Source organism: Pseudomonas sp. E1MeOHC2, assembly GCF_058745025.1.
Genome location: NZ_CP196675.1, coordinates 2,380,817 through 2,407,441 on the forward strand (window position 1 = coordinate 2,380,817; position 26,625 = coordinate 2,407,441).

The 26,625-nt window shown below is 59.5% G+C and carries 25 protein-coding genes; 7 read left to right on the top strand and 18 right to left on the bottom strand.

Features of this window, described 5'->3' with window-relative positions; genetic code table 11:
• Positions 1-19 precede the first annotated feature (19 nt).
• The 16 genes from atpG to rpmH all read right to left on the bottom strand — a co-directional run bounded on the left by atpG (position 20) and on the right by rpmH (position 14,108).
• Positions 20-880 carry a F0F1 ATP synthase subunit gamma gene (gene atpG / locus ACSSU5_RS10650; RefSeq protein ID WP_016502295.1) on the bottom strand — a complete coding sequence of 287 codons (861 nt, stop codon included), beginning with the start codon at positions 878-880 and terminating at the stop codon, positions 20-22.
• 48 nt (positions 881-928) lie between these two features.
• A complete protein-coding gene (gene atpA / locus ACSSU5_RS10655) occupies positions 929-2,473 on the bottom strand; it encodes a F0F1 ATP synthase subunit alpha (protein WP_012274911.1) in 1,545 nt (514 codons plus the stop codon).
• Between the two features lie 21 nt (positions 2,474-2,494).
• Positions 2,495-3,031: a F0F1 ATP synthase subunit delta gene (locus tag ACSSU5_RS10660; protein WP_264310930.1), complete on the bottom strand. Its 537-nt coding sequence runs from the start codon at positions 3,029-3,031 to the stop codon at positions 2,495-2,497.
• Between the two features lie 12 nt (positions 3,032-3,043).
• A complete protein-coding gene (locus ACSSU5_RS10665; RefSeq protein ID WP_003260032.1) occupies positions 3,044-3,514 on the bottom strand; it encodes a F0F1 ATP synthase subunit B in 471 nt (156 codons plus the stop codon).
• A gap of 57 nt (positions 3,515-3,571) precedes the next feature.
• Positions 3,572-3,829, bottom strand: coding sequence for a F0F1 ATP synthase subunit C (gene atpE, locus ACSSU5_RS10670; RefSeq protein WP_003097235.1), 258 nt, complete (start codon positions 3,827-3,829; stop codon positions 3,572-3,574).
• 142 nt (positions 3,830-3,971) lie between these two features.
• Entirely contained in the window at positions 3,972-4,841 is an 870-nt protein-coding gene (gene atpB, locus ACSSU5_RS10675; protein WP_033702435.1) for a F0F1 ATP synthase subunit A, read from the bottom strand.
• A gap of 16 nt (positions 4,842-4,857) precedes the next feature.
• Complete coding sequence (locus tag ACSSU5_RS10680; protein WP_264310929.1) at positions 4,858-5,265, bottom strand: F0F1 ATP synthase subunit I; 408 nt, start codon at positions 5,263-5,265, stop codon at positions 4,858-4,860.
• Between the two features lie 149 nt (positions 5,266-5,414).
• Positions 5,415-6,287 carry a ParB/RepB/Spo0J family partition protein gene (locus ACSSU5_RS10685; RefSeq protein WP_264310928.1) on the bottom strand — a complete coding sequence of 291 codons (873 nt, stop codon included), beginning with the start codon at positions 6,285-6,287 and terminating at the stop codon, positions 5,415-5,417.
• 9 nt (positions 6,288-6,296) lie between these two features.
• Positions 6,297-7,088: a ParA family protein gene (locus ACSSU5_RS10690; RefSeq protein ID WP_027592075.1), complete on the bottom strand. Its 792-nt coding sequence runs from the start codon at positions 7,086-7,088 to the stop codon at positions 6,297-6,299.
• A gap of 18 nt (positions 7,089-7,106) precedes the next feature.
• Positions 7,107-7,757: a 16S rRNA (guanine(527)-N(7))-methyltransferase RsmG gene (rsmG, locus tag ACSSU5_RS10695; RefSeq protein ID WP_264310927.1), complete on the bottom strand. Its 651-nt coding sequence runs from the start codon at positions 7,755-7,757 to the stop codon at positions 7,107-7,109.
• Positions 7,754-9,646, bottom strand: a complete 1,893-nt coding sequence (mnmG, locus tag ACSSU5_RS10700) for a tRNA uridine-5-carboxymethylaminomethyl(34) synthesis enzyme MnmG (protein WP_264310926.1) — start codon at positions 9,644-9,646, stop codon at positions 7,754-7,756. Before mnmG ends, rsmG begins: the two co-directional genes overlap by 4 nt.
• Positions 9,647-10,179: 533 nt before the next feature.
• On the bottom strand, positions 10,180-11,550 hold the full coding sequence (gene mnmE, locus ACSSU5_RS10705) for a tRNA uridine-5-carboxymethylaminomethyl(34) synthesis GTPase MnmE (RefSeq protein WP_264310925.1): 1,371 nt from the start codon (positions 11,548-11,550) through the stop codon (positions 10,180-10,182).
• 82 nt (positions 11,551-11,632) lie between these two features.
• Complete coding sequence (gene yidC, locus ACSSU5_RS10710; RefSeq protein ID WP_264310924.1) at positions 11,633-13,315, bottom strand: membrane protein insertase YidC; 1,683 nt, start codon at positions 13,313-13,315, stop codon at positions 11,633-11,635.
• Between the two features lie 2 nt (positions 13,316-13,317).
• Complete coding sequence (yidD, locus tag ACSSU5_RS10715) at positions 13,318-13,563, bottom strand: membrane protein insertion efficiency factor YidD (protein WP_015268406.1); 246 nt, start codon at positions 13,561-13,563, stop codon at positions 13,318-13,320.
• Complete coding sequence (gene rnpA, locus ACSSU5_RS10720) at positions 13,556-13,960, bottom strand: ribonuclease P protein component (RefSeq protein ID WP_264313996.1); 405 nt, start codon at positions 13,958-13,960, stop codon at positions 13,556-13,558. Before rnpA ends, yidD begins: the two co-directional genes overlap by 8 nt.
• Before the next feature lie 13 nt (positions 13,961-13,973).
• Complete coding sequence (gene rpmH, locus ACSSU5_RS10725; protein WP_003253163.1) at positions 13,974-14,108, bottom strand: 50S ribosomal protein L34; 135 nt, start codon at positions 14,106-14,108, stop codon at positions 13,974-13,976.
• A gap of 595 nt (positions 14,109-14,703) precedes the next feature.
• Here rpmH and dnaA point away from each other — a divergent pair.
• The 4 genes from dnaA to gyrB are packed head-to-tail and all read left to right on the top strand — an operon-like array spanning position 14,704 to position 20,921.
• The gene (dnaA, locus tag ACSSU5_RS10730) at positions 14,704-16,233 is read left to right on the top strand and encodes a chromosomal replication initiator protein DnaA (RefSeq protein ID WP_264310923.1); all 1,530 of its coding nucleotides are present in this window, start codon (positions 14,704-14,706) and stop codon (positions 16,231-16,233) included.
• A gap of 40 nt (positions 16,234-16,273) precedes the next feature.
• A complete protein-coding gene (gene dnaN, locus ACSSU5_RS10735; RefSeq protein ID WP_027592068.1) occupies positions 16,274-17,377 on the top strand; it encodes a DNA polymerase III subunit beta in 1,104 nt (367 codons plus the stop codon).
• 15 nt (positions 17,378-17,392) lie between these two features.
• Positions 17,393-18,496: a DNA replication/repair protein RecF gene (recF, locus tag ACSSU5_RS10740; RefSeq protein ID WP_264310922.1), complete on the top strand. Its 1,104-nt coding sequence runs from the start codon at positions 17,393-17,395 to the stop codon at positions 18,494-18,496.
• A 4-nt stretch (positions 18,497-18,500) separates the two neighbouring features.
• Positions 18,501-20,921, top strand: coding sequence for a DNA topoisomerase (ATP-hydrolyzing) subunit B (gene gyrB, locus ACSSU5_RS10745; RefSeq protein WP_264310921.1), 2,421 nt, complete (start codon positions 18,501-18,503; stop codon positions 20,919-20,921).
• Positions 20,922-21,047: 126 nt separating this feature from the next.
• Here gyrB and ACSSU5_RS10750 read toward each other — a convergent pair whose 3' ends face one another.
• Positions 21,048-22,352, bottom strand: coding sequence for a sigma-54 interaction domain-containing protein (locus ACSSU5_RS10750; protein WP_492561131.1), 1,305 nt, complete (start codon positions 22,350-22,352; stop codon positions 21,048-21,050).
• Between the two features lie 222 nt (positions 22,353-22,574).
• Between ACSSU5_RS10750 and ACSSU5_RS10755 the strand changes: the two genes are divergently transcribed.
• The 3 genes from ACSSU5_RS10755 to ACSSU5_RS10765 are packed head-to-tail and all read left to right on the top strand — an operon-like array spanning position 22,575 to position 25,593.
• Positions 22,575-23,459: an MBL fold metallo-hydrolase gene (locus tag ACSSU5_RS10755; protein WP_492561132.1), complete on the top strand. Its 885-nt coding sequence runs from the start codon at positions 22,575-22,577 to the stop codon at positions 23,457-23,459.
• Positions 23,460-23,497: 38 nt separating this feature from the next.
• Positions 23,498-24,778, top strand: a complete 1,281-nt coding sequence (locus ACSSU5_RS10760) for an NAD(P)/FAD-dependent oxidoreductase (protein WP_492561133.1) — start codon at positions 23,498-23,500, stop codon at positions 24,776-24,778.
• Positions 24,775-25,593, top strand: coding sequence for a sulfite exporter TauE/SafE family protein (locus ACSSU5_RS10765; protein WP_264310917.1), 819 nt, complete (start codon positions 24,775-24,777; stop codon positions 25,591-25,593). Before ACSSU5_RS10760 ends, ACSSU5_RS10765 begins: the two co-directional genes overlap by 4 nt.
• On the opposite strand, the gene ACSSU5_RS10770 is transcribed toward ACSSU5_RS10765, so the two are convergent.
• Positions 25,582-26,469 carry a LysR family transcriptional regulator gene (locus tag ACSSU5_RS10770; RefSeq protein ID WP_264310916.1) on the bottom strand — a complete coding sequence of 296 codons (888 nt, stop codon included), beginning with the start codon at positions 26,467-26,469 and terminating at the stop codon, positions 25,582-25,584. The two genes, ACSSU5_RS10765 and ACSSU5_RS10770, sit on opposite strands and share 12 nt — an antisense overlap.
• Positions 26,470-26,625: the final 156 nt, after the last annotated feature.

Below are 26,625 nucleotides of genomic sequence, written 5' to 3' on the forward strand. Positions count from 1 at the left end.
CCTCTGAATATGTGAACCGTTAAACCGCGGCAGCGCCGCCGACGATTTCCGAGATCTCCTGGGTGATCGCAGCCTGACGCGCCTTGTTGTAGATCAACTGAAGCTCTTTGATCAAATCACCGGCGTTGTCTGTGGCGTTCTTCATCGCGATCATCCGGGCCGCTTGTTCAGCAGCGTTGTTCTCGACCACCGCCTGGTAAACCTGCGACTCCACGTAACGCACCATCAAGCCGTCCAGCAGCTCTTTTGCGTCGGGTTCGTACAGGTAATCCCAGTGATGCTTGAGATCCTGATCCGGGGTTGCCACCAACGGTACCAATTGCTCGACCGTTGGCTTCTGGGTCATGGTGTTGATGAACTTGTTCGAAACCACGGAGAGGCGATCGATACGGCCGTCCAGGTAGGCGTCCAGCATCACTTTGACGGAGCCGATCAGATCGTTGATCGATGGCTCTTCGCCCAAGTGGCTGATCGCGGCTACGACGTTGCCGCCAAAGATGCGGAAGAAAGTCGCACCCTTGCTGCCAATCACGCACAGGTCGATTTCCACGCCCTGTTCGCGGTTTGCGCTCATGTCCTTGACCAGGGCCTTGAACAGGTTGGTGTTCAAGCCACCGCACAGACCACGGTCACTGCTCACCACGATATAACCGGCGCGCTTTACAGGGCGCTCGATCATAAACGGGTGGCGGTATTCCGGGTTGGCGTTGGCCAGATGACCGATCACCTGGCGGATACGCTCCGCGTAAGGACGGCTAGCAGCCATGCGCATTTGTGCTCTGCGCATTTTGCTTACCGCCACTTTCTCCATGGCGCTGGTAATTTTTTGCGTGCTTTTGATGCTCGCAATCTTACTGCGAATCTCTTTTGCGCCTGCCATGTATCACCTATCAGGTTAGCAAGCGGGGGCCTGAGCCCCCGCTGCGGCTTACCAGGTCTGGGTGGCCTTGAACTTCTCGATACCGGCTTTCAGGCCTGCATCGATTTCGTCGTTGAAGTCACCCTTCACGTTGATCTTCGCCATCAGTTCAGCGTGATCACGGTTGAAGAAGGCGATCAGTGCTTGCTCGAAGCTGCCGATCTTGGAGACTTCTACGTCAGTCAGGAAGCCACGCTCAGCGGCGTACAGCGACAGGGCCATGTCCGCGATGGACATCGGCGCGTACTGCTTCTGCTTCATCAGCTCGGTAACGCGCTGACCATGCTCCAGCTGCTTGCGGGTCGCTTCGTCCAGATCGGACGCGAACTGGGCGAATGCAGCCAGTTCACGGTACTGAGCCAGCGCGGTACGAATACCACCGGACAGCTTCTTGATGATCTTGGTCTGAGCGGCACCACCTACGCGGGATACCGAAACACCAGCGTTCACTGCAGGGCGGATGCCCGAGTTGAACATGGCCGATTCCAGGAAGATCTGACCGTCGGTGATCGAGATCACGTTGGTCGGAACGAACGCGGAAACGTCGCCAGCCTGGGTTTCGATGATCGGCAGCGCGGTCAGGGAACCGGTTTTGCCAGTGACAGCACCGTTGGTGAACTTCTCGACGTACTCTTCCGAAACGCGCGATGCACGCTCCAGCAGACGGGAGTGGAGATAGAACACGTCGCCTGGGTACGCTTCACGTCCTGGTGGACGGCGCAGCAGCAGGGAGATCTGACGGTAGGCAACGGCCTGCTTGGACAGGTCATCGTAAACGATCAGTGCGTCTTCACCGCGGTCACGGAAGAACTCGCCCATGGTGCAACCGGCGTATGGCGCCAGGAATTGCAGTGCGGCGGATTCCGAAGCACTGGCAACCACCACGATGGTGTTGGCCAGGGCGCCGTTTTCTTCCAGCTTGCGAACGATGTTGGCAACGGTGGAACGCTTCTGGCCGACAGCAACATAAACGCAGAAAATACCGGAGTCTTTCTGGTTGATGATGGCGTCGATGGCCATGGCGGTCTTGCCGATCTGACGGTCACCGATGATCAGCTCACGCTGGCCACGGCCGACAGGGATCATGGCGTCGACGGATTTGTAGCCAGTCTGTACAGGCTGGTCTACCGACTTACGCCAGATCACGCCTGGAGCTACTTTCTCGACCGCGTCGGTCTGGGTGTTGCCCAGAGGACCTTTGCCGTCGATCGGGTTGCCCAGCGCGTCGACGACGCGACCCAGCAGTTCCTTACCAACTGGAACTTCCAGGATGCGGCCGGTGCACTTGGCGCTCATGCCTTCGGCGAGGGTGTCATAGGCACCCAGGATCACTGCACCTACGGAGTCTTGCTCCAGGTTCAGGGCCATGCCGTAGACGCCGCCAGGGAACTCGATCATTTCGCCGTACATGACGTCGGCCAGACCGTGGATCCGCACGATACCGTCGGAAACCGAAACAACGGTACCTTCGTTACGGGCTTGGGAGCTCACATCGAGGTTGTCGATGCGGCCCTTGATGATTTCACTAATTTCGGAAGGATTGAGTTGCTGCATTGCTCTGCTGCCCCTTCAAACTCAAGATTTCAATGCTTCGGCCAGTTTCGCGATTTTGCCGCGAACAGAGCCATCGATTACCAGGTCACCAGCGCGGATGACGACGCCGCCAATCAGGCTGGCATCCTCCGACGCGTGCAGGCGCACTTCCTGGCCTAACCGTGCACTGAGAACCTTGGCGAGTTTGTCTTGCTGTTCTTGGTTCAACGCGAAGGCACTGGTGACTTCCACGTCCACGGATTTCTCTTGCTCGGCCTTGTACAGGTCGAACAGAGCGGCAATCTCCGGCAGAAGCAGGAGACGGTCGTTTTCCGCGGCAACATGAAGGAAATTCTGTGCCTGTGCATTGAACTTGTCACCGCACACGTCAATGAACGTGGCGGCCTTTTCTGCGCTCGTCAGTCGCGGGGCCTTGAGCAGGCGCTGCATGGTGTCGTCTTGCGACACCGCAGCAGCCAGGCCGAGCATGGCTGACCAATTGGCCAGTTGCTGATGGGCCTGGGCATGCTCAAAGGCAGCCTTAGCGTAAGGTCGGGCCAACGTGGTCAGTTCTGCCATGATCGCCCTCGCTTAAATTTCAGCGGCCAGTTTGTTAACCAGCTCCGCATGCGCGTTTTGATCGATTGTGGCGCCAAGGATCTTTTCAGCACCGCCAACGGCCAGAGCACCCACTTGGGCACGCAGAGCGTCTTTAGCGCTGTTCAGTTCCTGTTCGATCTCGGCCAGAGCCTGAGCCTTCACACGGTCAGCTTCGACGCGGGCCTGGTCACGGGCTTCCTCGACAAGCTGAGCAGCGCGTTTCTTGCTTTGCTCAATGATTTCGGCTGCCTGCGCTTTAGCTTCACGCAGTTGCTGACCCGCTTTCTCTTGGGCCAGCTCCAGGTCGCGAGCTGCGCGGTTGGCAGCGTCCAAGCCATCGGCAATCTTCTTTTGGCGCTCTTGCAGAGCAGTGATGACCGGAGGCCATACGTACTTCATGCAGAAGAGTACAAAAATCAGGAAAGCAACGGATTGGCCAATCAGGGTTGCATTAATGTTCACGCCAACACCTCGCTCGGTCTTAATTCATACAGCAAATCAACTCGTAGTGACGAGTGATTAGCCGGCGATCTGACCAACGAACGGATTCGCGAAGGTGAAGAACAGAGCGATACCAACACCGATCATGGTTACGGCGTCGAGCAGACCGGCAACGATGAACATTTTAACCTGCAGCATCGGAACCATTTCTGGTTGACGCGCAGCGCCTTCCAGGAATTTGCCGCCCAGCAGGCCGAAACCAATGGCGGTACCCAGAGCACCCAGGCCGATCAGCAGAGCAACAGCGATAGCGGTCAGACCAACTACAGTTTCCATCTTTCCTCCCGACTTTTACGTCGTATTGGTTAGGTTTTTAGTTTGAAGCGGTAAAACAAATCGTGAGTACAGCTGCCCTTGCGGACTTTTTAAGCCCTCCCCCCGAACAGGCGGGGAAGGCTATCAGACACGCCAGGCGGTCTTAATGGTTATCTTCGTGCGCCATCGACAGGTAGACGATGGTCAGCATCATGAAGATGAAAGCTTGCAGGGTGATGATCAGGATGTGGAACACAGCCCACGCCCATTGCAGCACCACACCCAGGCCGCTCAGCCACAGCAGGCCGGAGCCGAACATGACGGCGATCAGGATGAACACCAGCTCGCCGGCATACATGTTGCCGAACAGACGCAGGGCCAGCGAGATCGGCTTAGCGATCAGGGTGACGAATTCCAGCAGGAAGTTCACCGGGATCAGCAGGGCCTGAACAAAGATGTTCTTGCTGCCGAACGGGTGCAGGGTCAGCTCGCCGATGAAGCCGCCCAGGCCCTTGACCTTGATGCTGTAGAAGATGATCAGGGCGAAGACGCTGAAGGCCATGGCCAGGGTCGCGTTCGGGTCGGTGGTCGACACGGCGCGGAACGGAATGTGCGGATCACCGGAGATCAGGATGGCCAGCTGAGGAATCCAGTCGACCGGTACCAGGTCGACGGCGTTCATCAGGAATACCCAGACGAAGATGGTCAGCGCCAGCGGGGCGATCACCGGGCTACGGCCGTGGAAGGAGTCCTTCACGCTGCCGTTGACGAAGTCGACCATCACTTCGACGAAGTTCTGCAGACCGCCGGGTTGGCCGGAGGTCGCCTTCTTCGCCGCCATGCGGAAGATGAACAGGAAGATCAGACCCAGCGCAACGGACCAGCCCAGGGTGTCCAGGTGGAACGCCCAGAAGCCCATTGCCTTGGCTTCTGCAGCCGAATGGGCGAAGCCCCAGCTGCCGTCTGGTAGTTGACCGTAGGTCAGGTTCTGCAAGTGGTGCTGGATATAGCCCGAAGCGGTTTCTGCTGCCATGGTTGCCTCAAACGCCCTAAGGTCTCGAAAGTCTTTTATTCATTAGCAGTGGCGCGAACCAGCTGACCATTAGGGTCAGCAGGAAGACGCCGAATACTGCTAACGGCGCCAATGGCTTCACTCCTGCGAAGGTCAGTGCAAACAACACTGCCGTCAAAATCATTTTGCCTGCCTCGCCAGCGTAGAACGACTTGACGATGGCCTGCGCTGCCCGGGCTCCGCTGAAGCGAAATGCCTTCCAGGCGAAGTACACATTGGGTAGCCAGGCAATCAAACCTCCGCAGAGACCTGAGTATCCACTGACCGTCCCTTTCCACTGCCACAACACCAAGGTTGCCAGCAGAAGTACTACACATTGAGTGAGCAGTACCGGAAAAACCGCCCAGCGATGGAAAGGCAAGCGGTTTGGCGTGCGGATTTCCATCACAACTGCTCCTCGGAAGTCGACCAACCAGTCAGCTATGACTTGGCATAATTTGTGCCGACAAAATGCGCGCAGAGTATAGGGGTGGATTAACCCCTATTCAACTCTTCGGTAGTGATTTCCGACTGCGCGCTACAACAGGAATTGTTTCAGCGGATGTGAGCAAGGACGCCTTGCAACTCGTCAAGCGAGTTATAGCGAATAACCAACTGCCCTTTGCCCTTGTTGCCATGACGGATCTGCACGGCCGAGCCCAGGCGCTCTGCGAGCCGCTGTTCAAGGCGTGCGATATCCGGATCAGGTGTGCTCGGTTCGACCGGATCAGGCTTGTCGCTGAGCCACTGACGCACCAGTGCTTCGGTTTGGCGCACGGTGAGGCCACGTGCGACAACATGACGCGCCCCCTCCTCCTGACGATTCTCTTCAAGGCCGAGCAAAGCACGGGCATGACCCATTTCCAGGTCGCCATGGGCGAGCATGGTCTTGATCGCTTCGGGCAGCGTGATCAGGCGCAACAGGTTGGCCACGGTAACCCGCGACTTGCCCACGGCATCCGCCACCTGCTGCTGGGTCAGTTCGAACTCCTGCTGCAGGCGCTGCAGGGCGAGGGCCTCTTCCAGGGGGTTGAGGTCTTCGCGCTGGATGTTCTCGATCAGCGCCATGGCGATGGCCGTTTCGTCAGGCACTTCGCGGACCATGGCCGGGACGGTGTCCAGGCCAGCCTGCTGGGTGGCGCGCCAACGGCGCTCACCGGCGATGATCTCGTAGCGGTTGTCGCCCACTGGGCGCACCACGATGGGCTGCATCACGCCATGGGTGCGAATCGAGTGCGCGAGCTCTTCCAGCGCCACCGGGTCCATGTCGCGACGCGGCTGGTACTTGCCACGCTGAATCAGCTCGACCGGCAGGTGTTGCAGTTCCTTCTGGTCGATCTTGACAGCCTGCTCTTCGAGCGCGCTGACGGAAGGACCACTGAGCAGTGCATCCAACCCACGTCCGAGACCCCGTTTCTTAACGGCCATACGGATTCCTTAAGTTGTTTGTGCAGTGCGGGATGGACGGCGCTGACGGCGCACCAGTTCCCCAGCCAGGGCCAGATAAGCCAGCGCGCCACGCGATTGCTTGTCGTAGGCCAGGGCCGGCATGCCGAAGCTCGGGGCCTCGGCCAGGCGAATGTTGCGCGGGATGACCGTGTCGTACAGCTGCTCGCCGAAGTGTTCCTTGAGCTGGGCCGAAACATCGTTGTTCAGGCTCAGGCGCGGGTCGAACATGGTCCGCAACAGGCCTTCGATTTTCAGCTCCGGATTCAACCGGGCGGCGATGCGCTTGATGTTATCCACAAGGTCGCTGAGACCTTCCAGTGCGTAGTACTCGCACTGCATCGGGATAATCACCCCATCGGAGGCGACCAACGCGTTGAGCGTCAGCATCGACAACGATGGCGGACAGTCGATGAGAATGAAATCGTAGTTCTCGCGGATCGGCGCCAAGGCGTTGCGAAGGCGGCTTTCCTTGACCTGCATTTCCAGCAGCACCACTTCGGCGGCGGTCAGGTCACGGTTGGCCGGCAACAGCTGGAAACCACCGTGCTCGGAGTAATGCATGGCCTGGGCCAGGTCGCATTCCCCGATCAGCAAGTCGTATACCGAGTGCTCGAGCTCGTGCTTGTCGACACCGCTGCCCATGGTGGCGTTGCCTTGCGGATCGAGGTCGATCAGCAGCACACGACGTTTGGTCGCGGCCAGCGAAGCGGCGAGATTGATACAGGTGGTGGTCTTGCCCACACCACCTTTCTGGTTCGCGATTGCGAATACCTTAGCCATTGATGCGCGTGTTCCCAGTCATGCCTTGCGGCGCAGTATCAGCAGATGGCGCTGGCCCTGGCAACCTGGAACGGTCAGGGCCTGCTCGCTTTCCACTGTGAAGTCTGCGGGCAATGCTACCAGTTCATCGGCAGGATGCAGCCCCTTCATTGCAAGCCATTGCGTCCCGGTGTCGCCCAGATGGCGGGTCCAGTTGGTGAAGTTCTCCATGCTGCTGAAGGCACGCGAGATGATTCCGCTGAACGGTTGCGCCGGTTTGAATTCCTCGACCCGGCTGTGGATAACCTGCAGGTTGTCCAGCTTGAGCTCCAGTTTCACCTGGGTCAGGAAGCGGGTCTTCTTGCCATTGCTGTCCAGAACCGTCACTTGCTTGTGTGGGTGCAGGATAGCCAAGGGAATACCCGGCATGCCACCCCCACTGCCGACATCCAGCCAGTTATCGCGCTCGCTGTGGATAAACGACATGACACTGAGGCTGTCGAGCAGATGCCGGGAAACCATCTCGTCCGGATCGCGCACGGCAGTGAGGTTGTAGGCCTTGTTCCATTTGATCAACAGGGCCAGGTAGCCCAGCAGCATTTCGTGCTGCTGCGCGCTCAGCTCGATGCCGAGCTGGCGCGCGCCTGTGGATAATTCTTCGGCGTGTTGCGGGGTGACCTGGGAACTCAAGCGCTTTGCTCCAATTCGCGGCCTGCGCCGCGTTTTTTCAGATGAATCAGCAGCAGCGAAATGGCCGCCGGTGTCACACCAGGAATACGCGAAGCCTGGCCCAGCGTCTCGGGACGGGTCTGGCCGAGCTTGCCCTGGATTTCCTTGGACAGGCCAGAAATCGTGGTGTAGTCGATATCCACAGGCAGGCGGGTGTCTTCGCTGGCGCGCAGGCGAGCGATCTCATCCTGTTGACGGTCGATGTATCCGGCGTACTTGGTCTTGATTTCGACCTGCTCGGCTACCTGTGGATCGATTTCCTCACCGCCTGTCGCTTCGATCAACCCGGCGTAGTCGATTTCTGGACGCGCCAGCAGGTTGAGCAGGCTGTATTCATGGCTCAGGGGGGTACCGAACTTATCCACAACGGCCTGGCCTTGGGGCGTGTTCGGGCGCACCCAGGTCGATTTCAGCCGCTGTTCCTCACGTTCGATACCGTCGCGCTTGGCGCAGAACGCGGCCCAGCGGTCGTCATCGATCAAACCCAGCTCACGGCCTTTCTCGGTCAGACGCAGATCGGCGTTGTCCTCACGGAGGATCAGCCGGTATTCGGCGCGCGAAGTGAACATGCGGTACGGCTCCTGGGTACCCAGGGTGATCAGGTCGTCGACCAGTACCCCGATGTACGCCTCGTCGCGGCGCGGGCACCAGCTTTCGCGGCCTTGCGCACGCAGTGCGGCGTTGGTACCGGCCAACAGGCCTTGTGCACCGGCCTCTTCGTAACCGGTGGTGCCGTTGATCTGGCCAGCGAAGAACAGGCCGCCGATGACTTTGGTCTCGAGGCTGTACTTCAGGTCACGCGGGTCGAAGTAGTCGTATTCGATGGCATAGCCTGGGCGCACGATATGTGCGTTTTCCATGCCGCGGATCGAACGCACGAGCTCCAGCTGCACGTCGAACGGCAGCGAAGTCGAAATACCGTTGGGGTATAGCTCATGGGTGGTCAGGCCTTCTGGCTCGATGAACACCTGGTGGCTTTCCTTGTCGGCGAAGCGGTGGATCTTGTCTTCGATCGACGGGCAGTAGCGCGGGCCTACGCCTTCGATCACACCCGAGTACATCGGCGAACGGTCGAGGTTCGACGCGATGATTTCATGGGTGCGGGCGTTGGTGTGGGTAATCCAGCAGCTCACCTGGCGCGGATGCATCTGGGCATTGCCCATGAACGACATTACCGGGATCGGAGTGTCGCCCGGTTGTTCGGTCATGACCGAGAAGTCCACCGACCGGCCATCGATACGCGGCGGGGTCCCGGTTTTCAAACGGCCCACGCGCAGCGGCAGTTCACGCATGCGGTGCGCCAGGGCAATCGAAGGTGGATCGCCGGCGCGACCGCCGGAATGGTTTTGCAGGCCAATGTGGATAAGGCCACCGAGGAAGGTACCAGTAGTCAGCACCACGGATTCGGCGAAGAACCGCAGGCCCATCTGGGTCACCACACCTTTGACCTGGTCCTGCTCGACGATCAGGTCGTCACAGGACTGCTGGAATATCCACAGGTTGGGCTGGTTTTCCAGGATTTCGCGAACCACTGCCTTGTAGATGGCGCGGTCAGCTTGCGCTCGGGTGGCGCGTACGGCCGGGCCTTTGCGGTTGTTCAAAACGCGGAACTGGATGCCGCTCTTGTCGGTGGCCAATGCCATGGCACCGCCGAGCGCATCGATCTCTTTGACCAGATGGCTTTTGCCAATACCGCCAATCGCGGGGTTGCAGCTCATGTGACCGAGGGTTTCCACGTTATGGGTCAACAGCAGGGTTTTGACACCCATGCGTGCAGACGCAAGCGCAGCCTCGGTACCGGCATGGCCGCCGCCGATGACGATCACTTCAAAACGGGAAGGGAAATCCACCACGCACCTCGTGCCTGTTTTTGCGAATAGAGAAGGTAAGCGGACAAGTATAGGGACTTACCCCCTTGCAAAGGAACCGCTTGCGCAAAATTTGATCAGGCTGTGGATGAGTGGCAGACAACAAAATCAAAGAAGAGAAATTTAATAAAGCTTTGTTTTTATGTTTATTCTTATGCACACACCTTTCTGTGGATAAGGTTCTGTAGCCCTTATTGTGCGCTGTGTACAGAGAAATTAAACCCTGTTATTCAAGTGCCATAAGGGCTCTGGATAACGCCCTTTAGCCTGTGGATTAAATGCCTATTTATACACAGGCGGTTTTTTCCTCAAGAAAAAGAGGGGGTTATCAAGAGAGCTGATGGATGGTTTTCCACAGGGTACAGGCTGGGCTTTTTCCACCTGTGGATGAAAAAAAGCATGTCTGCAACGACCCTTTTGGCATTCACAGGCCCTCCTCGCTAATCGCCGGACAAAAAAAGCCGCTCCCTGAGGAGCGGCCTGGTATAGCGAGTGGCCTTTTGAGGGCCTGTGGATTACTTACCGATGCAGAAACTGGAGAAGATCCGCCCCAGCAGGTCATCCGAGCTGAACGCCCCTGTGATCTCTCCCAAGGCGTGCTGAGCCTGGCGCAGGTCCTCTGCCAGCAGTTCTCCGGCGCCCGCCAGGGTCAGCTGCGCCCGACCATGCTCCAAGTGATCGCTCGCTTGGCGCAGGGCATCCAGATGGCGCCTGCGGGCGCTGAAACCGCTCTCGGCGGTCTGTTCATAACCCATGCAGGCCTTGAGGTGGTCACGCAGCAACTGCAGCCCACTGGCGTCATCCTTGGCACTGAGGGTGATGGTCACATGGCCGTCATCACACTGTTCCAAGCCCACGACCTCACCACTGAGGTCAGCCTTGTTACGGATCAGGGTGACTTTGCCCGGGTCCGGCCGCTGATCGAGGAATTCCGGCCAGAGGGCAAACGGGTCAATGGCCTCAGGTGCCGTGGAGTCGACCACCAGCAACACCCGATCGGCCTCGCCAATGGCCTTGAGCGCCCGCTCGACGCCTATTTTTTCCACATGGTCATCGGTATCGCGCAGGCCCGCAGTGTCGACCACGTGCAACGGCATGCCGTCGATGTGGATATGTTCCCGCAGAATGTCCCGGGTGGTGCCGGCGATGTCGGTGACGATGGCGGCTTCGCGGCCGGCAAGGCGATTCAGCAGGCTGGATTTACCCGCATTCGGACGACCGGCGATGACCACTGTCATGCCGTCACGCAGCAATGCACCCTGCCCGGCTTCGCGTTGCACTGTGGACAACTCGCCGCGCACCGCATCGAGCATCGACAGCACGTGGCCATCGGCCAGGAAGTCGATCTCCTCCTCCGGGAAGTCGATCGCTGCCTCGACATAGATGCGCAAAGCAATCAGCGCCTCGGTGAGGCTGTGCACACGCTTGGAAAACTCCCCCTGCAGCGAGCGTAGGGCATTACGCGCAGCCTGGCTGGAGCTGGCCTCGATGAGGTCGGCGATTGCCTCGGCTTGCGCCAGGTCGAGCTTGTCGTTGAGGAATGCTCGCTCGCTGAACTCACCCGGACGGGCCAGGCGGCAACCCAGTTGCACACAGCGTTGCAGCAGCATGTCCAGGACCACCGGCCCGCCATGCCCCTGTAGCTCAAGCACATCCTCGCCCGTGAACGAGTTAGGCCCAGGGAAGTACAACGCAATGCCTTCGTCCAGGACCAGGCCCTGCTCATCACGGAAGGGGCCGTAGTGCGCGTGGCGCGGCGTCAGGGTGCGGCCGGTGATGAGCTGGCCAGCCTTGGCCGCTAACGGGCCGGACAACCTGACAATACCCACGCCTCCGCGGCCCTGGGCGGTAGCGATGGCAGCGATGGTCTCACGCACAGTGTTCATGCTCGAAAGCCTCTACGACAAAAACGACAGATAGCAAAAACGCCCCACTAGGGGGCGTTTTTATTCACAGACTAGCAGCCCGTCAAGCAGCAGCTTTTTTAGCCGCTGCTTCGATACGGCGGGTGATGTACCACTGCTGCGAAATCGACAGGCAGTTGTTCACAACCCAGTACAGCACCAGACCAGCCGGGAACCACAGGAAGAAGAAGGTGAAGATGATTGGCATCATTTTCATGACCTTGGCCTGCATCGGATCCGGCGGCGTCGGGTTCAGACGCTGCTGAATGAACATGGTGGCGCCCATGATGATCGGCAGGATGAAGAACGGATCCTTGATCGACAGGTCAGTGATCCACAGCATCCATGGGGCCTGGCGCATCTCGACGCTTTCCAGCAGTACCCAGTACAGGGCCAGGAATACCGGCATCTGAACCAGGATCGGCAGGCAGCCACCCAGCGGGTTGATCTTCTCTTTCTTGTACAGCTCCATCATCGCCTGGGACATCTTCTGGCGATCGTCACCGAAGCGTTCCTTCAGCGCGGCGAGCTTCGGCGCCACGGCACGCATACGCGCCATCGAGCGGTAGCTGGCAGCCGACAGCGGGAAGAACAGGCCTTTGATCAGCATGGTCAGCACGATGATCGACCAGCCCCAGTTACCCAGCAGGCTGTGGATATGTTGCAGCAGCCAGAAGATCGGCTGAGCAATGAACCACAGGAAGCCGTAGTCGACGGTCAGTTCCAGGCCTGGGGACAACTCTTTGAGCTTGGACTGGATCTTCGGACCGGCGTACAGCATGGCGCTGGTTTCGACCTTGCCGCCAGCAGGTACGCTGAGGGTAGGGCCGGTGTAACCGATGATGTAGTTGCCTTGGCTGTCCTTGCGGGTTTGAACAACGTTGTTGTCCGACTTGGCAGGGATCCAGGCAGTGACGAAGTAGTGCTGCAGCCAGGCGACCCAGCCGCCGGACACATTTTCTTTCAAACTACCTTTGTCGATGTCCTTCATCGACACTTTCTTGTACGGCTCGGCAGCTGTCCACAGGGCGGCGCCCAGGTAAGTAGCGGTGCCGGTGGCAGTGCTCGAAGACGGATCGCCACTGGCGTCACGCTTGAGCTGGGCAAACATGTTGCCGCTCCAGGCCTGCGCGCTCTGGTTGTCGATCAGGTAGCTGACGGTCAGGTCGTACTCACCACGCTTCAAGCTGAAGCGCTTGATGTAGTTCACACCGTTGTCGCTGAACTTCAGGTCGACCACCAGTTGTTCCTGGCCATCGGCCAGCTGGTAGTTGCGCTGCTCGGCTGCGTACAGCGGACGACCCGTGGAACGTGCGTCCGGGCCGTTGGCGCCGGTCAGGCCGCTCTGGGCCAGGTACACACGCTCGCCACCGTTGTCGAACAGCTGGAACGGAATGTTCGGGTGGTCCTGACGGCGTGGGTACTTCGGCAGGTTCAGCTGGACGATGTCACCACCAACCGGGTCGATAGCCAGTTCCAGAACATCGGTCTTGACCCGGACCAGATCCTTGCTGAGTGCGACCGGTGCCAGTTCGGCAGGGCTCGATTCGGCGTTGGCGCTCGGTACATCGGCGCTGGCACCGTTGTTACCGGCCGGCACGCCATCGGGCAAGCCCGGAGCAACAGTGCTGGCAGCAGTATTCTGAGTCGGCAGGGCAGCTTGGCCGTAGTCATCGTTCCACTTCAGGACCATGACGTAGGACACGACTGCCAGCGCGGCGATCAGGATCGTGCGTTTAATATCCATGATTACTCGGCTATCGAAGAAGTTCGGGAGGAAGGAGCGGGTGGAACGGGGTCGAAACCGCCGTCGTTCCACGGATGACAACGCCCCAGGCGACGAACGGCCAGCCACCCACCACGCCATAAGCCATGGTTTTCGATGGCTTCGTAAGCGTAACAGGAGCAGCTGGGGAAGAAACGACAGTGATTGGCCATCAGAGGACTGATGGCATAACGGTAAAACTGGATCGGAACGAGTGCCAGTTTACGCATCTTGGCTGTCTACCCCTGCGGAATCGGCGCTAACCGCTGGAGAAGGCCGGCTGCGCGCCAGGCGTTTCCAGAGCTTGCCAAAGTGTTGATGCAATTCCGGGTTTTCTACCTCACCCAATCCCTTGCGCGCGACGATCACGATGTCCAGGCCAGCGAGCATCTGCTGGTTCAGACGAAAGGAATCGCGCATCAAGCGCTTGAGGCGATTGCGTTGAACGGCGAGCTTGACGCTCTTCTTGCCGATCACCAGGCCAAGGCGTGGATGATCGAGGCCGTTCTCGCGAGCAAGGATCAGCAGGTTTTTCCCTGGAACCTTGCCGGTTGGGGAGTCGAAGACCGCTTTGAAATGTCGGGGTGTAAGCAGTCGCTTTTCCCGACTGAAGTCCTGACTCACCACCTGTGCCGAAAAATCAAATGGCCAGACGCTTACGGCCTTTGGCACGACGACGCGACAGAACAGCGCGGCCGTTCTTGGTAGCCATACGGGCACGGAAACCGTGAGTGCGCGCGCGCTTGATGGTGCTTGGTTGGAAAGTACGTTTCATGGCGTGTTACCTGGGTTTGTCGACGACGGCCGGGATGGCCCCCTTTTTAAGAGACCGGCGATTCTAGAGAAAGCAAGGCAATAGGTCAATTTCCAACCAATCATTCCTTATAGAAGGCGTGCTGGATTTGCCCGCGCTAAGGTTGCCCAGACGCGACCTGTTCGGGAAACGCGATCGTGGATAACATGAAAAAAAAGAAGAGACATTTAAAAAGCTTTTTTAAAGAACTTATAAATCTTAAGTGGATAACTTTCTGTGGATAAACCTCTGCAGGCCAGTAAATTCATGCTGTACAGAGTTTTGAAACCCTGTCGGTATCCGGTGCTGCGCTTGTGCTCCGCCTGCGCAGAATCTGTGGATTAAAATGCTCATTATCCACAGGTGAGTTATCAACAGATCTCAACCCAGGGTTGTGCATAGCCCTCAGGTGCGGTTATCCACAGGGCTTATGCACAGCGTGATGAAGACGTTTTGGTCGATAAATGGCTGTTTTGTCACGGATCCGAACGTATCCACATGTGGATAACTGACCGCTCGACCGGTACAATGGCGGTTTGCTTTTGCCTCATCCGGCTTTCAAACTCAGGGGATATCCGTGTCAGTGGAACTTTGGCAGCAGTGCGTGGAGCTTCTGCGCGATGAACTGCCTGCCCAGCAATTCAACACTTGGATCCGTCCGCTACAGGTCGAAGCCGAAGGCGACGAGTTGCGCGTCTATGCGCCTAACCGTTTCGTTCTCGATTGGGTCAATGAAAAGTACCTGGGTCGTCTGCTCGAGCTGTTGGGTGAAAATGGCAGCGGCATCGCACCTGCCCTTTCCTTATTAATAGGCAGCCGTCGCAGTTCGGCTCCGCGCGCCGCTCCCAATGCGCCTGTCAGTGCCGCCGTGGCAGCTTCGCTGGCGCACACCCAGGTACAGAAAGCCGCCCCCGCTGCTGTGTCAGCGGAACCCGCTGCTGCGCCTGTAGAGACGGTGCTGATCAACGAGGTGGCCGAGCCGTCTTCGCGCGACAGCTTTGATGCCATGGCCGAGCCCGCGCCGGTGCCGGCTACCAGTACCCGCACCGAGCAACGCACCGTTCAGGTCGAAGGTGCGCTCAAGCACACCAGTTACCTGAACCGCACGTTCACCTTCGACACTTTCGTCGAAGGTAAGTCGAACCAGCTGGCGCGTGCTGCTGCCTGGCAGGTCGCCGATAACCCCAAGCATGGCTATAACCCGCTCTTCCTTTATGGCGGTGTTGGCCTGGGTAAAACCCACTTGATGCATGCTGTGGGTAACCATCTGCTGAAGAAAAACCCGAATGCCAAGGTGGTCTACCTGCATTCGGAGCGTTTCGTCGCCGACATGGTCAAGGCGCTGCAGCTCAATGCCATCAACGAGTTCAAGCGCTTCTATCGCTCGGTCGATGCGCTGCTGATCGACGACATCCAGTTCTTCGCCCGTAAGGAGCGTTCGCAGGAGGAGTTTTTCCACACCTTCAACGCCCTGCTCGAGGGCGGCCAGCAGGTGATCCTTACCTCTGACCGTTACCCGAAAGAAATCGAAGGCCTGGAAGAACGTCTGAAATCCCGCTTCGGCTGGGGCCTGACCGTTGCCGTAGAACCGCCAGAGCTGGAAACCCGTGTAGCGATTCTGATGAAGAAGGCCGACCAGGCCAAAGTTGAGCTGCCGCATGACGCAGCCTTCTTCATTGCCCAGCGCATCCGTTCCAACGTCCGCGAACTGGAAGGTGCATTGAAGCGGGTAATCGCCCACTCGCACTTCATGGGCCGCGACATCACCATCGAACTGATTCGTGAGTCGCTCAAGGATTTGCTGGCGCTGCAGGACAAGCTGGTCAGTGTGGATAACATCCAGCGCACCGTGGCCGAGTACTACAAGATCAAGATCTCCGATCTGTTGTCCAAGCGTCGTTCGCGCTCTGTCGCGCGCCCGCGCCAGGTGGCCATGGCCCTGTCGAAGGAGCTGACCAACCACAGTCTGCCGGAAATCGGCGACATGTTTGGTGGTCGCGACCACACGACCGTGCTGCACGCCTGCCGCAAAATCAACGAACTGAAGGAATCCGACGCGGACATCCGCGAGGACTACAAGAACCTGCTGCGGACGCTGACGACCTGATGGCCGTCTGCGCAGCTAATTGAAGGCAAGGGACTAGACCATGCATTTCACCATTCAACGCGAAGCCCTGTTGAAACCCCTGCAACTGGTCGCCGGTGTCGTCGAGCGCCGTCAGACCTTGCCGGTCCTGTCCAACGTATTGCTGGTTGTGCAAGGCCAGCAGCTGTCGTTGACCGGTACCGACCTGGAAGTCGAACTGGTAGGCCGCGTGCAACTGGAAGAGCCAGCTGAGCCTGGCGAAATCACTGTCCCGGCTCGCAAGCTGATGGACATCTGCAAAAGCCTGCCGAACGACGTCCTGATCGATATCAAGGTCGACGAGCAAAAACTGTTGGTCAAGGCCGGCCGCAGCCGCTTCACCCTGTCGACCCTGCCCGCCAATGACTTCCCGACTGTGGAAGAAGGCCCGGGTTCGCTGACCTGCAACCTGGAACAGAGCAAGCTGCGCCGTCTGATCGAGCGCACCAGCTTCGCCATGGCCCAGCAAGATGTTCGCTACTACCTCAACGGCATGCTGCTGGAGGTGTCGCGTAACACCCTGCGTGCAGTGTCTACCGATGGTCACCGCTTGGCGCTGTGCTCCATGAGCGCGCCAATCGAGCAGGATGATCGCCATCAAGTGATCGTGCCGCGCAAAGGTATCCTGGAGCTGGCGCGCCTGCTGACCGACCCAGAGGGCATGGTCAGCATCGTCCTCGGGCAGCACCATATCCGCGCGACCACTGGCGAATTTACCTTCACCTCTAAACTGGTGGATGGCAAGTTCCCGGATTACGAGCGTGTGTTGCCCAAAGGTGGCGACAAACTGGTGGTGGGTGATCGTCAGGCACTGCGTGAGGCATTCAGCCGTACCGCGATTCTGTCCAACGAAAAGTACCGCGGTATTCGCCTGCAACTGGCCGCCGGCCAATTGAAGATCCAGGCCAATAACCCGGAACAGGAAGAAGCTGAGGAAGAAATCAGCGTCGACTACAACGGCAGTGCGCTGGAAATCGGCTTCAACGTCAGCTATCTGCTGGATGTGCTGGGCGTCATGACGACCGAGCAGGTGCGTCTGATTCTGTCCGACTCCAACAGCAGTGCGCTGCTGCAGGAGGCTGGCAATGATGACTCTTCCTACGTTGTCATGCCTATGCGTCTGTAACCTGTAGCAGGCCGAATGTCCCTTCGACGTATCATGGTCACCGCGGTGCGCAACCTGCACCCGGTGACCCTCTCACCTTCTCCCCGCATCAACATCCTCTACGGTGATAACGGCAGCGGCAAAACCAGCGTGCTCGAAGCTGTGCATTTGCTTGGTTTGGCGCGTTCGTTCCGCAGTACACGACTGAACCCGGTTATTCAGTACGAGCAGCCGGCTTGCACGGTGTTCGGCGAGGTTGAGTTGACGTCGGGAGGCACCAGCAACCTTGGGGTATCCCGTGAACGGCATGGTGATTTCACCATCCGTATTGACGGGCAGAATGCCAAAAGTGCTGCGCAGTTGGCCGAACTGTTACCGCTGCAACTGATCAACCCGGACAGTTTCCGGCTGCTGGAAGGCGCTCCGAAAATTCGCCGCCAGTTCCTGGATTGGGGAGTGTTCCACGTGGAACCTCGATTCCTGCCTGCTTGGCAACGTCTGCAGAAGGCGCTCCGGCAGCGGAACTCGTGGTTGCGGCATGGTACACTTGACCCAGCTTCGCAAGCCGCCTGGGACCGGGAATTGTGCCTGGCCAGCGCGGAAATAGATGAATACCGTCGCAACTACATCAAGGCCTTGAAGCCCGTCTTCGAGCGAACCCTGAGCGAACTGGTCGAGCTTGACGGGTTGACCCTGAGCTATTACCGAGGCTGGGACAAGGACCGGGAACTCAACGAAGTACTCGCCTCCTCTCTTCTTCGCGATCAGCAGATGGGACATACCCAGGCCGGTCCGCAGCGTGCTGATCTGCGTCTTCGATTGGCTGCCAATAATGCAGCCGACATTCTGTCGCGAGGGCAGCAGAAACTTGTGGTGTGCGCGCTACGCATTGCCCAAGGGCACCTCGTCAGTCAGGCTCGCCGCGGTCACTGTATTTATCTCGTGGATGACTTGCCGTCAGAACTGGACGAGCAACACCGCCGCGCATTGTGCCGCTTGCTAGAAGAATTACGCTGCCAGGTGTTCATCACCTGTGTAGATCACGAATTACTGAGGGAAGGCTGGCAGACGGAAACGCCAGTTGCTTTGTTCCACGTGGAACAGGGCCGTATCACCCAGACCCACGACCATCGGGAGTGAAGGCATGAGCGAAAATCAAACGTACGACTCCTCCAGCATCAAAGTGCTGAAAGGTTTGGATGCCGTACGCAAGCGTCCCGGCATGTACATTGGCGACACCGATGATGGTAGCGGCCTGCACCACATGGTCTTCGAAGTGGTCGACAACTCGATCGACGAAGCCCTCGCCGGTCATTGCGATGACATCACCGTCATCATCCACACGGATGAATCCATCAGCGTGCGCGACAACGGTCGCGGCATTCCGGTTGACGTGCACAAAGAAGAAGGCGTATCCGCAGCCGAGGTCATCATGACCGTGCTGCACGCCGGCGGTAAGTTCGACGACAACTCGTACAAAGTATCCGGCGGCCTGCACGGTGTTGGTGTTTCCGTGGTGAACGCCCTGTCCGAAAAGCTGGTGCTGACAGTACGTCGTAGCGGCAAGATCTGGGAGCAGACCTACGTTCATGGTGTCCCTCAAGCGCCGATGGCGATTGTAGGTGACAGCGAAACGACGGGTACCCACATCCACTTCAAGCCTTCGGCTGAAACGTTCAAGAACATCCACTTCAGCTGGGACATCCTGGCCAAGCGGATCCGTGAGCTGTCGTTCCTTAACTCGGGCGTCGGCATTCTGCTCAAGGATGAACGCAGCGGTAAGGAAGAGTTCTTCAAGTACGAAGGCGGCCTGCGGGCTTTCGTCGAGTACCTGAACACCAACAAGACCCCCGTGAACAACCAGGTGTTCCACTTCAACGTCCAGCGTGATGATGGTGTGGGCGTTGAAGTCGCTCTGCAGTGGAACGACAGCTTCAACGAGAACTTGCTGTGCTTCACCAACAACATTCCGCAGCGCGATGGCGGCACTCACCTGGTAGGCTTCCGCTCTTCGCTGACCCGTAGCCTGAACAGCTACATCGAGCAGGAAGGCCTGGCCAAGAAGAACAAGGTCGCGACCACGGGCGACGACGCCCGTGAAGGCCTGACCGCGATCATCTCGGTCAAAGTCCCCGACCCCAAGTTCAGCTCCCAGACCAAGGACAAGCTGGTTTCCTCGGAAGTGAAAACCGCCGTGGAACAGGAGATGAACAAGTACTTCTCGGACTTCCTGCTGGAGAACCCGAACGAAGCCAAAGCCGTTGTCGGCAAGATGATCGACGCTGCCCGTGCGCGTGAAGCCGCGCGTAAAGCGCGTGAGATGACTCGCCGTAAAGGTGCACTGGACATCGCTGGCTTGCCAGGCAAGTTGGCCGACTGTCAGGAGAAGGACCCTGCCCTTTCCGAACTGTACCTGGTGGAGGGTGACTCCGCAGGTGGCTCGGCCAAGCAAGGTCGTAACCGTCGCACCCAGGCGATCCTGCCGCTGAAGGGCAAGATCCTCAACGTCGAGAAGGCTCGCTTCGACAAGATGATTTCGTCCCAGGAGGTCGGCACGCTGATCACCGCGCTGGGCTGCGGTATCGGTCGCGAAGAGTACAACATCGACAAGCTGCGTTATCACAACATCATCATCATGACCGATGCTGACGTTGACGGTTCGCACATCCGTACCCTGCTGCTGACCTTCTTCTTCCGTCAGCTGCCAGAGCTGGTCGAGCGTGGCTACATCTACATTGCCCAGCCACCGCTGTACAAGGTGAAGAAAGGCAAGCAGGAGCAGTACATCAAGGACGACGAGGCCATGGAAGAATACATGACCCAATCGGCCCTGGAAGATGCCAGCCTACACCTGGACGAGTCGGCGCCAGCGGTTTCCGGTGTACAGCTGGAAAACCTGGTGAACGAGTTCCGTGGCGTGATGAAGACCCTCAAGCGTTTGTCGCGCCTGTACCCACAGGAGCTGACCGAGCACTTCATCTACCTGCCGGAAGTCACCCTGGAACAACTGGGCGACCACGCTGTGATGCAGGCGTGGCTGGCCAAGTTCCAGGAACGTCTGAGCAACAGCCAGAAGTCGGGCCTGGCTTATCAAGCCAGCCTTCGCGAAGACAAAGAGCGCAATGTCTGGCTGCCGGAAGTGGAAATCACCTCGCACGGCCTGGCCAGCTACGTGACGTTCAACCGCGATTTCTTCGGCAGCAACGACTACCGCACCGTGGTCAACATCGGTTCCAAGCTGTCCAGCCTGCTGGGCGAAGGTGCCTATGTGCAGCGTGGCGAGCGTCGCAAGGCGATCGTCGAGTTCAAGGAAGGCTTGGACTGGCTGATGAACGAAAGCACCAAGCGCCATACCATCCAGCGATACAAAGGGCTGGGTGAGATGAACCCGGACCAGCTGTGGGAAACCACCATGGACCCGACCGTGCGCCGCATGCTCAAGGTCACCATCGAAGACGCGATCGCTGCCGATCAGATCTTCAACACCCTGATGGGTGACGCGGTGGAACCTCGCCGCGAGTTCATCGAAAGCAACGCGCTGTCGGTATCGAACCTGGACTTCTGATCCGGTGTAGATTGACCGCCATGGAAAAGCCCGCGAAAGCGGGCTTTTTTGTGTGTGCGAATCGGCGTCCTCAGTAGCCGCTGAAAATTGAGCCAGCGGTTTTGCCAGCCCGAGATAAGGTGAGGCTCATTCAGAACCCAAGCCCAGTGCCTTCAAGCGTCGATAGAGGGTGCGCTCACTCATGCCCAGGTGGCGCGCCAGTTCACTGCGTGGCCCCTGAAACTGCTCCAGCGCCTGCGCCAGCTCACCCAGGGCGCTATGGCTTCGGCCCCTGGCCAAGCCGGGTGAGGTCGGCGGGCCGATGTCTTCTGGTAGGTGTTCGGGACGGATCAGCCCGTCATCGGCAAACAGCCGAGCCCTTTCCAGGATGTTACGCAACTCGCGGATATTGCCTGGGAACGGATGCAAGCCAAGCTGTTGCAGTGCCTCATCGGTCAAGCGTGGCGTTGGCTTGCCCCCCATGCGCTGAAGGAGGCTTTCGACGAGCAACGGCAGATCGTCCACACGCTCACGCAGTGCGGGCAGCCGGATAGGAAAACCGCTGATGCGGTAATACAGATCCTCTCGGAACGTCCCCTCGGCAACCATTTTCTTGAGCGGCTTGTGTGTGGCCGAAACCAAACGGAAATCCGAGTGCACGGTGCGCAGGCTGCCCACTGGCCGGAAGCTGCCAGACTCGATCAGGCGCAGCAGTTTGACCTGCATCGCCATCGGCACTTCACCGATTTCGTCGAGGAACAGCGTGCCGCCATGCGCCGCTTCGGCCAGGCCGATCTTGCGCTGGTTGGCGCCGGTGAACGCGCCCTTTTCGTAGCCGAACAACTCGCTCTCGAACAGCGACTCGGTCAGGCCGGTGCAGTCGACCACCACCAGCGGCCCGTTGGCGCGCGGGCTGCCCATGTGGATGGCGCGGGCGAACAGCTCTTTACCGGTACCCGATTCGCCTTGAAGTAAAACCGGGATCTGCGCGGGCGCCGCGCGCTGCAGGCTGGCCAGTGCCGTCTTGAATGCTGGCGCCCGCCCTACCAACCCTTGCTCCTGAGGCTGCGCCGAGGCGAGTGTGATCGTGGTGAGGCGCTCGACGAAGGCCACCACCCTGCCCTGCTCATCCAGGATCGGCCGCAGTTCGACATCTACATGCTCAGGGCCTCGTGGCGTGTGATGAATGTGCAGCACACGCTCCGGAACCTTGCTGTCCCATGCCTTGCGCATCGGGCAATGCTCACCGGCCTGGTCGCAAGGCACGGCATAGTGGTGCGAGACCTTGTGGCACTTTTCACCCAGCGGCGCTTGGTCGTCTCGGCCGAACTGACGGCGATAGGCCGCGTTGGCGGCGAGGATGTTGTAGTCGGTATCCAGCACGATGGTAGGCAGCGCATCGTGTTCGAGGTAGGAAACCAGCGCTAGGATGATGGGATGGGCTTGAGGCATGAGGGCACCGATGTGATAACCCGGCGCAGGGTAGCAAGGACTGCCAAACACTGCCATTGGCTGACAGTCGACTGCCAGTGTCACTGCCATGTTGCCGGGCAAGCGCCAGTCAGGCCCGCATTCATTGGCCAAGACCTGTGAAAAACCCTGGCATGCATCTTGATAAACCTCCGGTCACTGCCTACGCCTCTACTAGGGGTGGAGGAAACTTTGGAGAACGTGATGATCATCGGTAACAACCTTCACGTGGAAGCCTTCTTCGATGAGGCGACCTCGACCATCAGCTACCTGCTCATGGACGGCGAGACGCGCAAGTGCGCGTTGATCGACAGCGTCCTCGATTACGACCCCAAGTCAGGGCGTACCTGCACCGCCTCGGCAGACCGGTTGATCGCCAGGGTGGAGGCGCTGGGTGCGCAGGTGCAGTGGATTCTGGAAACCCATGTTCACGCAGATCACCTTTCGGCAGCGGCCTACCTCAAGCAAAAGCTCGGCGGCCACACAGCCATCGGAGCGCACATCACTCAGGTACAAAAAGTCTTCGGCGCGCTGTTCAATGCCGAACCCGGCTTTGCCCGAGATGGTAGCCAGTTCGATGCCCTGCTTGAGGACGAAGAAGGTTTTCGCATCGGCAACCTGCATGCCCGTGCCTTGCACACGCCGGGGCACACACCGGCATGCATGAGCTATGTGGTGGTGGATGGCGGTGAAACGGCGGTGTTCGTCGGTGACACGCTGTTCATGCCTGACTACGGCACGGCCCGCTGCGACTTCCCCGGTGCTGACGCGCGTACCCTGTACCGCTCGATCCGCCGCCTGCTGGCCTACCCCGACCAGACCCGGTTGTTCATGTGCCACGACTACCTGCCGGGCGGGCGCGACATGCAGTACGTCACGACCGTGGCCGAGCAGCGCAGCAGCAATATTCACATCCACCACGGCATCGACGAAGACAGCTTCGTGGCCATGCGCGAAGCCCGCGACAAGACCCTCGACATGCCAGTGCTGATCCTGCCATCGGTGCAGGTCAACATGCGCAGCGGCCACTTTCCGAAGCCCGAGGCCAATGGCGTGAGCTACCTGAAGATTCCACTGAACAAGTTGTGATCGCTTTTCCCATAACGAGATTTCCAGGAAATACCGCCATGCCTGCCTTGCTGTCCCCTACCAACGCTTCCAATTGCGACCACCACAAAGTGGTCATCGTCGGTGCCGGCGCCGCCGGTATCGCCACGGCGTCCAGCCTGATCAGCCGTGATCCATCGCTGGATATTGCGCTGATCGACCCTGCCGAAGTGCATTACTACCAGCCCGGCTGGACCATGGTCGGCGCAGGTGTGTTCAAGGCGCCGAGCACGGCGCGCACCATGGCCTCGACCATTCCCCGGGGCGTGCAGTGGATCAAGGCGCGGGTGCAGGGCTTCGACCCCTTGGGCCAGCTCGTTGTCCTCGAAGGTGGCCGCACCATCAGCTACGAGCAACTGGTGGTTTGCCCAGGCCTGAAACTCGACTGGCAGGCTATCGATGGCCTGAGCGAGACCTTGGGCCGCAACGGCGTGACCTCCAACTACCGCTACGACCTGGCCCCTTACACCTGGCAACTGGTGCAGAAGCTCAAGCAAGGCCGTGCCCTGTTCACCCAGCCGCCGATGCCGATCAAGTGCGCCGGTGCGCCGCAGAAAGCGCTTTACCTGTCTTGCGACCATTGGTTGCGTCACGGTCATCTAGGGCAGGTAAAAGCCAGCTTCTTCAACGCCGGTGCCGTGCTGTTTGGCGTGGCCGACTACGTCCCTGCGCTGATGGCTTATATCGACAAGTACGCTGTAGACCTCAACTACGCCCACCGCCTGGCGGCGGTGGACGGCCCCGGCAAGCGTGCGACGTTCGTGCGTACATTGGCCGATGGCAGTACTGAAACCCGCATCGAGGCCTTCGACATGCTGCATGTGGTGCCGCCGCAGGTGGCGCCCGAGTTCATTCGCGAAAGCCCGCTGGCGGATGCCGCTGGCTGGGTCGATGTCGACCCGCAGACCTTGCGCCACCGAAAGTTCACCAACATCCATGCCTTGGGCGACGTGGCCAACACCAGCAATGCCAAGACTGCTGCAGCCGCGCGCAAGCAGGCGCCGGTGGTGGCCAACAATGTGCTGGTGGCGTTGGGCAGGCTCCCTACCCTCGCCATGTACGATGGCTATGGCTCCTGCCCGCTGACTGTCGAGCGCGGCAAGATCGTGCTGGCCGAGTTCACGTATGGCGGTAAGGTGGCGCCGAGCTTCCCGCGCTGGTTGCTCGATGGCCGACAGCCGACGCGTCTGGCCTGGCTGCTCAAGGCGCGGGTGCTGCCGCCCTTGTACTGGAAAGGCATGCTCAAGGGGCGTGAATGGATGGCGCGGCCGCAGCCGTTGGTAGCCGAGGCTGGGAAGTGATCGAACATCAACTGTTGGGCGCGGTGCTGGGGGCGATCATCGGGGCTGTGCTGGCATTGACCGGCGCAGGGGGCGGTATTCTCGCGGTGCCGCTGCTGGTGTTCGGCCTTGGCCTGTCGATGGTCGAAGCGGCGCCGGTCGGCCTGTTGGCGGTGGGCCTGGCTGCAGCCGTAGGTGCCGTGCTGGGGTTGCGCCAGGGGTTGGTGCGCTATCGTGCGGCGTTGTTCATTGCCCTGATCGGCGTAGCGGTCGCGCCCTTGGGGTTGATGCTGGCGCATCGCGTGCCTAATACGCCGCTGCAATTGGTATTCGCCGGCGTGCTGGTCTATGCCTGCCTGCGCATCTGGCGCAAGGCGGCCAGGGAGCTGCGCGGCGCAGCCAACGACGCTCACCGGTACATCGAACCGTGCGTGCTCAACCCCTTGCAAGGGCGCTTGCGTTGGACGCTACCCTGCGCACGTGCTTTGGCAATGACCGGTGCACTGTCGGGTTTGTTGTCCGGCCTGCTGGGGGTGGGCGGTGGTTTCGTGATCATTCCAGCCTTGAACCGCTACACCAATTTGCGCATGGCCAGCATCGTCTCCACCTCGCTGGCGGTGATTGCGCTGGTATCCACCGGTAGCGTGGTCAGCGCTAGCCTGGCAGGCGTCATGCACTGGCAGGTCGGCGCACCTTTTGCTGCTGGGGCGGTGATCGGCCTGCTGCTGGCGCGGCCCCTGGCGGCCAGGCTGGCAGGGCCGCGCGTGCAACAGATGTTTGCCGTGGCGGGTTGGCTGGCTGCCCTACTGCTGGCCGGCAAGGCACTATGGAGCTAGCAATTCGCCCTGTTCAGCGGCACACAGCGCCAGCAGGTAGTCCCACACTACCCGCAGGCGCACCGACTTGTGCAGCTCACGCCGGGTGCAGATCCAATAGCTGCGCTGGATGGTTTCGCTGGGCAGCACACGCACCAGCGTCGGGTCATGGCGTGCCATGAAGTTGGGCAGCACGGCAATGCCGAGGCCTGCACGAGCGGCCTGTTGCTGGGCGATCACGCTGGTGCTGCGAAACGCCACATTAGGGGCGCGGCAGAAGCTGTTGAGAAACAGCAGCTCCTGGCTGAACAGCAGGTCATCGACGTAGCCGATCCAGCTGTGCCGGGCCAGGTCTTCGCGGTTGCGCAGCGGCGGCGCGCGGTCGAGGTAAGCTTGGCTTGCGTAGAGCGCCAGGCGATAGTCAGTGAGTTTGCGAGTGATCAGCAGGTCGGCGTTGGGCCGCTCCAGGTGGATGCTGATTTCGGCCTCGCGGTTGAGGATGCTGACGAAACGCGGCACGGCCACCAGTTCCACCTCAAGGCCTGGGTAGCGCTCGAACAGCGCATTCATGCGTGGGGTGAAGAACATGATGCCAATGCCTTCGGTCACGCCAAGGCGGATTTTGCCCAGCGGGGTGATGGCCTGGGTGATTTCTTCCTGCGCCAGCAAGGCGACGTTTTCCATGGCTTCGGCGTGCTTGAGCAGGGCCTGCCCGGACGGGGTCAGGTCGTAGCCTTGGGCGTGCTGTACGAACAGTGGCGTGCCCAGGCTTTTCTCGATGCTCTCGATATGCCGGGCGACCGTGCTGTGGGTGGTGTTGAGGCGCTTGGCAGCAGTTAGCAGGCGGCCGCTGCGCTGCAACTCTAGGAAAAACCGCAGATCGTTCCAGTCGAACATGCTGATCCCTGTGCATCCCGATTACGCGGTCCTTGTGTAGGCGCGTGTATTTCCCATGGTGGCCGCTGTGCTAAAACGCACAGCGGCTGCGCGAAATCTCGTGTTTCCACAGCGAAATTAATCAATAAGATGGGGCGGGACAAGAACAATAATCAG

Bases quoted from the DNA above. Each gene is read 5' to 3' on its own strand.
- atpG (WP_016502295.1), bottom strand. From the start codon at position 880: ATGGCAGGCGCAAAAGAGATTCGCAGTAAGATTGCGAGCATCAAAAGC.
- atpA (WP_012274911.1), bottom strand. From the start codon at position 2,473: ATGCAGCAACTCAATCCTTCCGAAATTAGTGAAATCATCAAGGGCCGC.
- ACSSU5_RS10660 (WP_264310930.1), bottom strand. From the start codon at position 3,031: ATGGCAGAACTGACCACGTTGGCCCGACCTTACGCTAAGGCTGCCTTT.
- atpE (WP_003097235.1), bottom strand. From the start codon at position 3,829: ATGGAAACTGTAGTTGGTCTGACCGCTATCGCTGTTGCTCTGCTGATC.
- atpB (WP_033702435.1), bottom strand. From the start codon at position 4,841: ATGGCAGCAGAAACCGCTTCGGGCTATATCCAGCACCACTTGCAGAAC.
- ACSSU5_RS10680 (WP_264310929.1), bottom strand. From the start codon at position 5,265: ATGGAAATCCGCACGCCAAACCGCTTGCCTTTCCATCGCTGGGCGGTT.
- ACSSU5_RS10685 (WP_264310928.1), bottom strand. From the start codon at position 6,287: ATGGCCGTTAAGAAACGGGGTCTCGGACGTGGGTTGGATGCACTGCTC.
- ACSSU5_RS10690 (WP_027592075.1), bottom strand. From the start codon at position 7,088: ATGGCTAAGGTATTCGCAATCGCGAACCAGAAAGGTGGTGTGGGCAAG.
- mnmE (WP_264310925.1), bottom strand. From the start codon at position 11,550: ATGAACACTGTGCGTGAGACCATCGCTGCCATCGCTACCGCCCAGGGC.
- yidC (WP_264310924.1), bottom strand. From the start codon at position 13,315: ATGGATATTAAACGCACGATCCTGATCGCCGCGCTGGCAGTCGTGTCC.
- yidD (WP_015268406.1), bottom strand. From the start codon at position 13,563: ATGCGTAAACTGGCACTCGTTCCGATCCAGTTTTACCGTTATGCCATC.
- rpmH (WP_003253163.1), bottom strand. From the start codon at position 14,108: ATGAAACGTACTTTCCAACCAAGCACCATCAAGCGCGCGCGCACTCAC.
- dnaN (WP_027592068.1), top strand. From the start codon at position 16,274: ATGCATTTCACCATTCAACGCGAAGCCCTGTTGAAACCCCTGCAACTG.
- recF (WP_264310922.1), top strand. From the start codon at position 17,393: ATGTCCCTTCGACGTATCATGGTCACCGCGGTGCGCAACCTGCACCCG.
- gyrB (WP_264310921.1), top strand. From the start codon at position 18,501: ATGAGCGAAAATCAAACGTACGACTCCTCCAGCATCAAAGTGCTGAAA.
- ACSSU5_RS10750 (WP_492561131.1), bottom strand. From the start codon at position 22,352: ATGCCTCAAGCCCATCCCATCATCCTAGCGCTGGTTTCCTACCTCGAA.
- ACSSU5_RS10755 (WP_492561132.1), top strand. From the start codon at position 22,575: ATGATCATCGGTAACAACCTTCACGTGGAAGCCTTCTTCGATGAGGCG.
- ACSSU5_RS10760 (WP_492561133.1), top strand. From the start codon at position 23,498: ATGCCTGCCTTGCTGTCCCCTACCAACGCTTCCAATTGCGACCACCAC.
- ACSSU5_RS10770 (WP_264310916.1), bottom strand. From the start codon at position 26,469: ATGTTCGACTGGAACGATCTGCGGTTTTTCCTAGAGTTGCAGCGCAGC.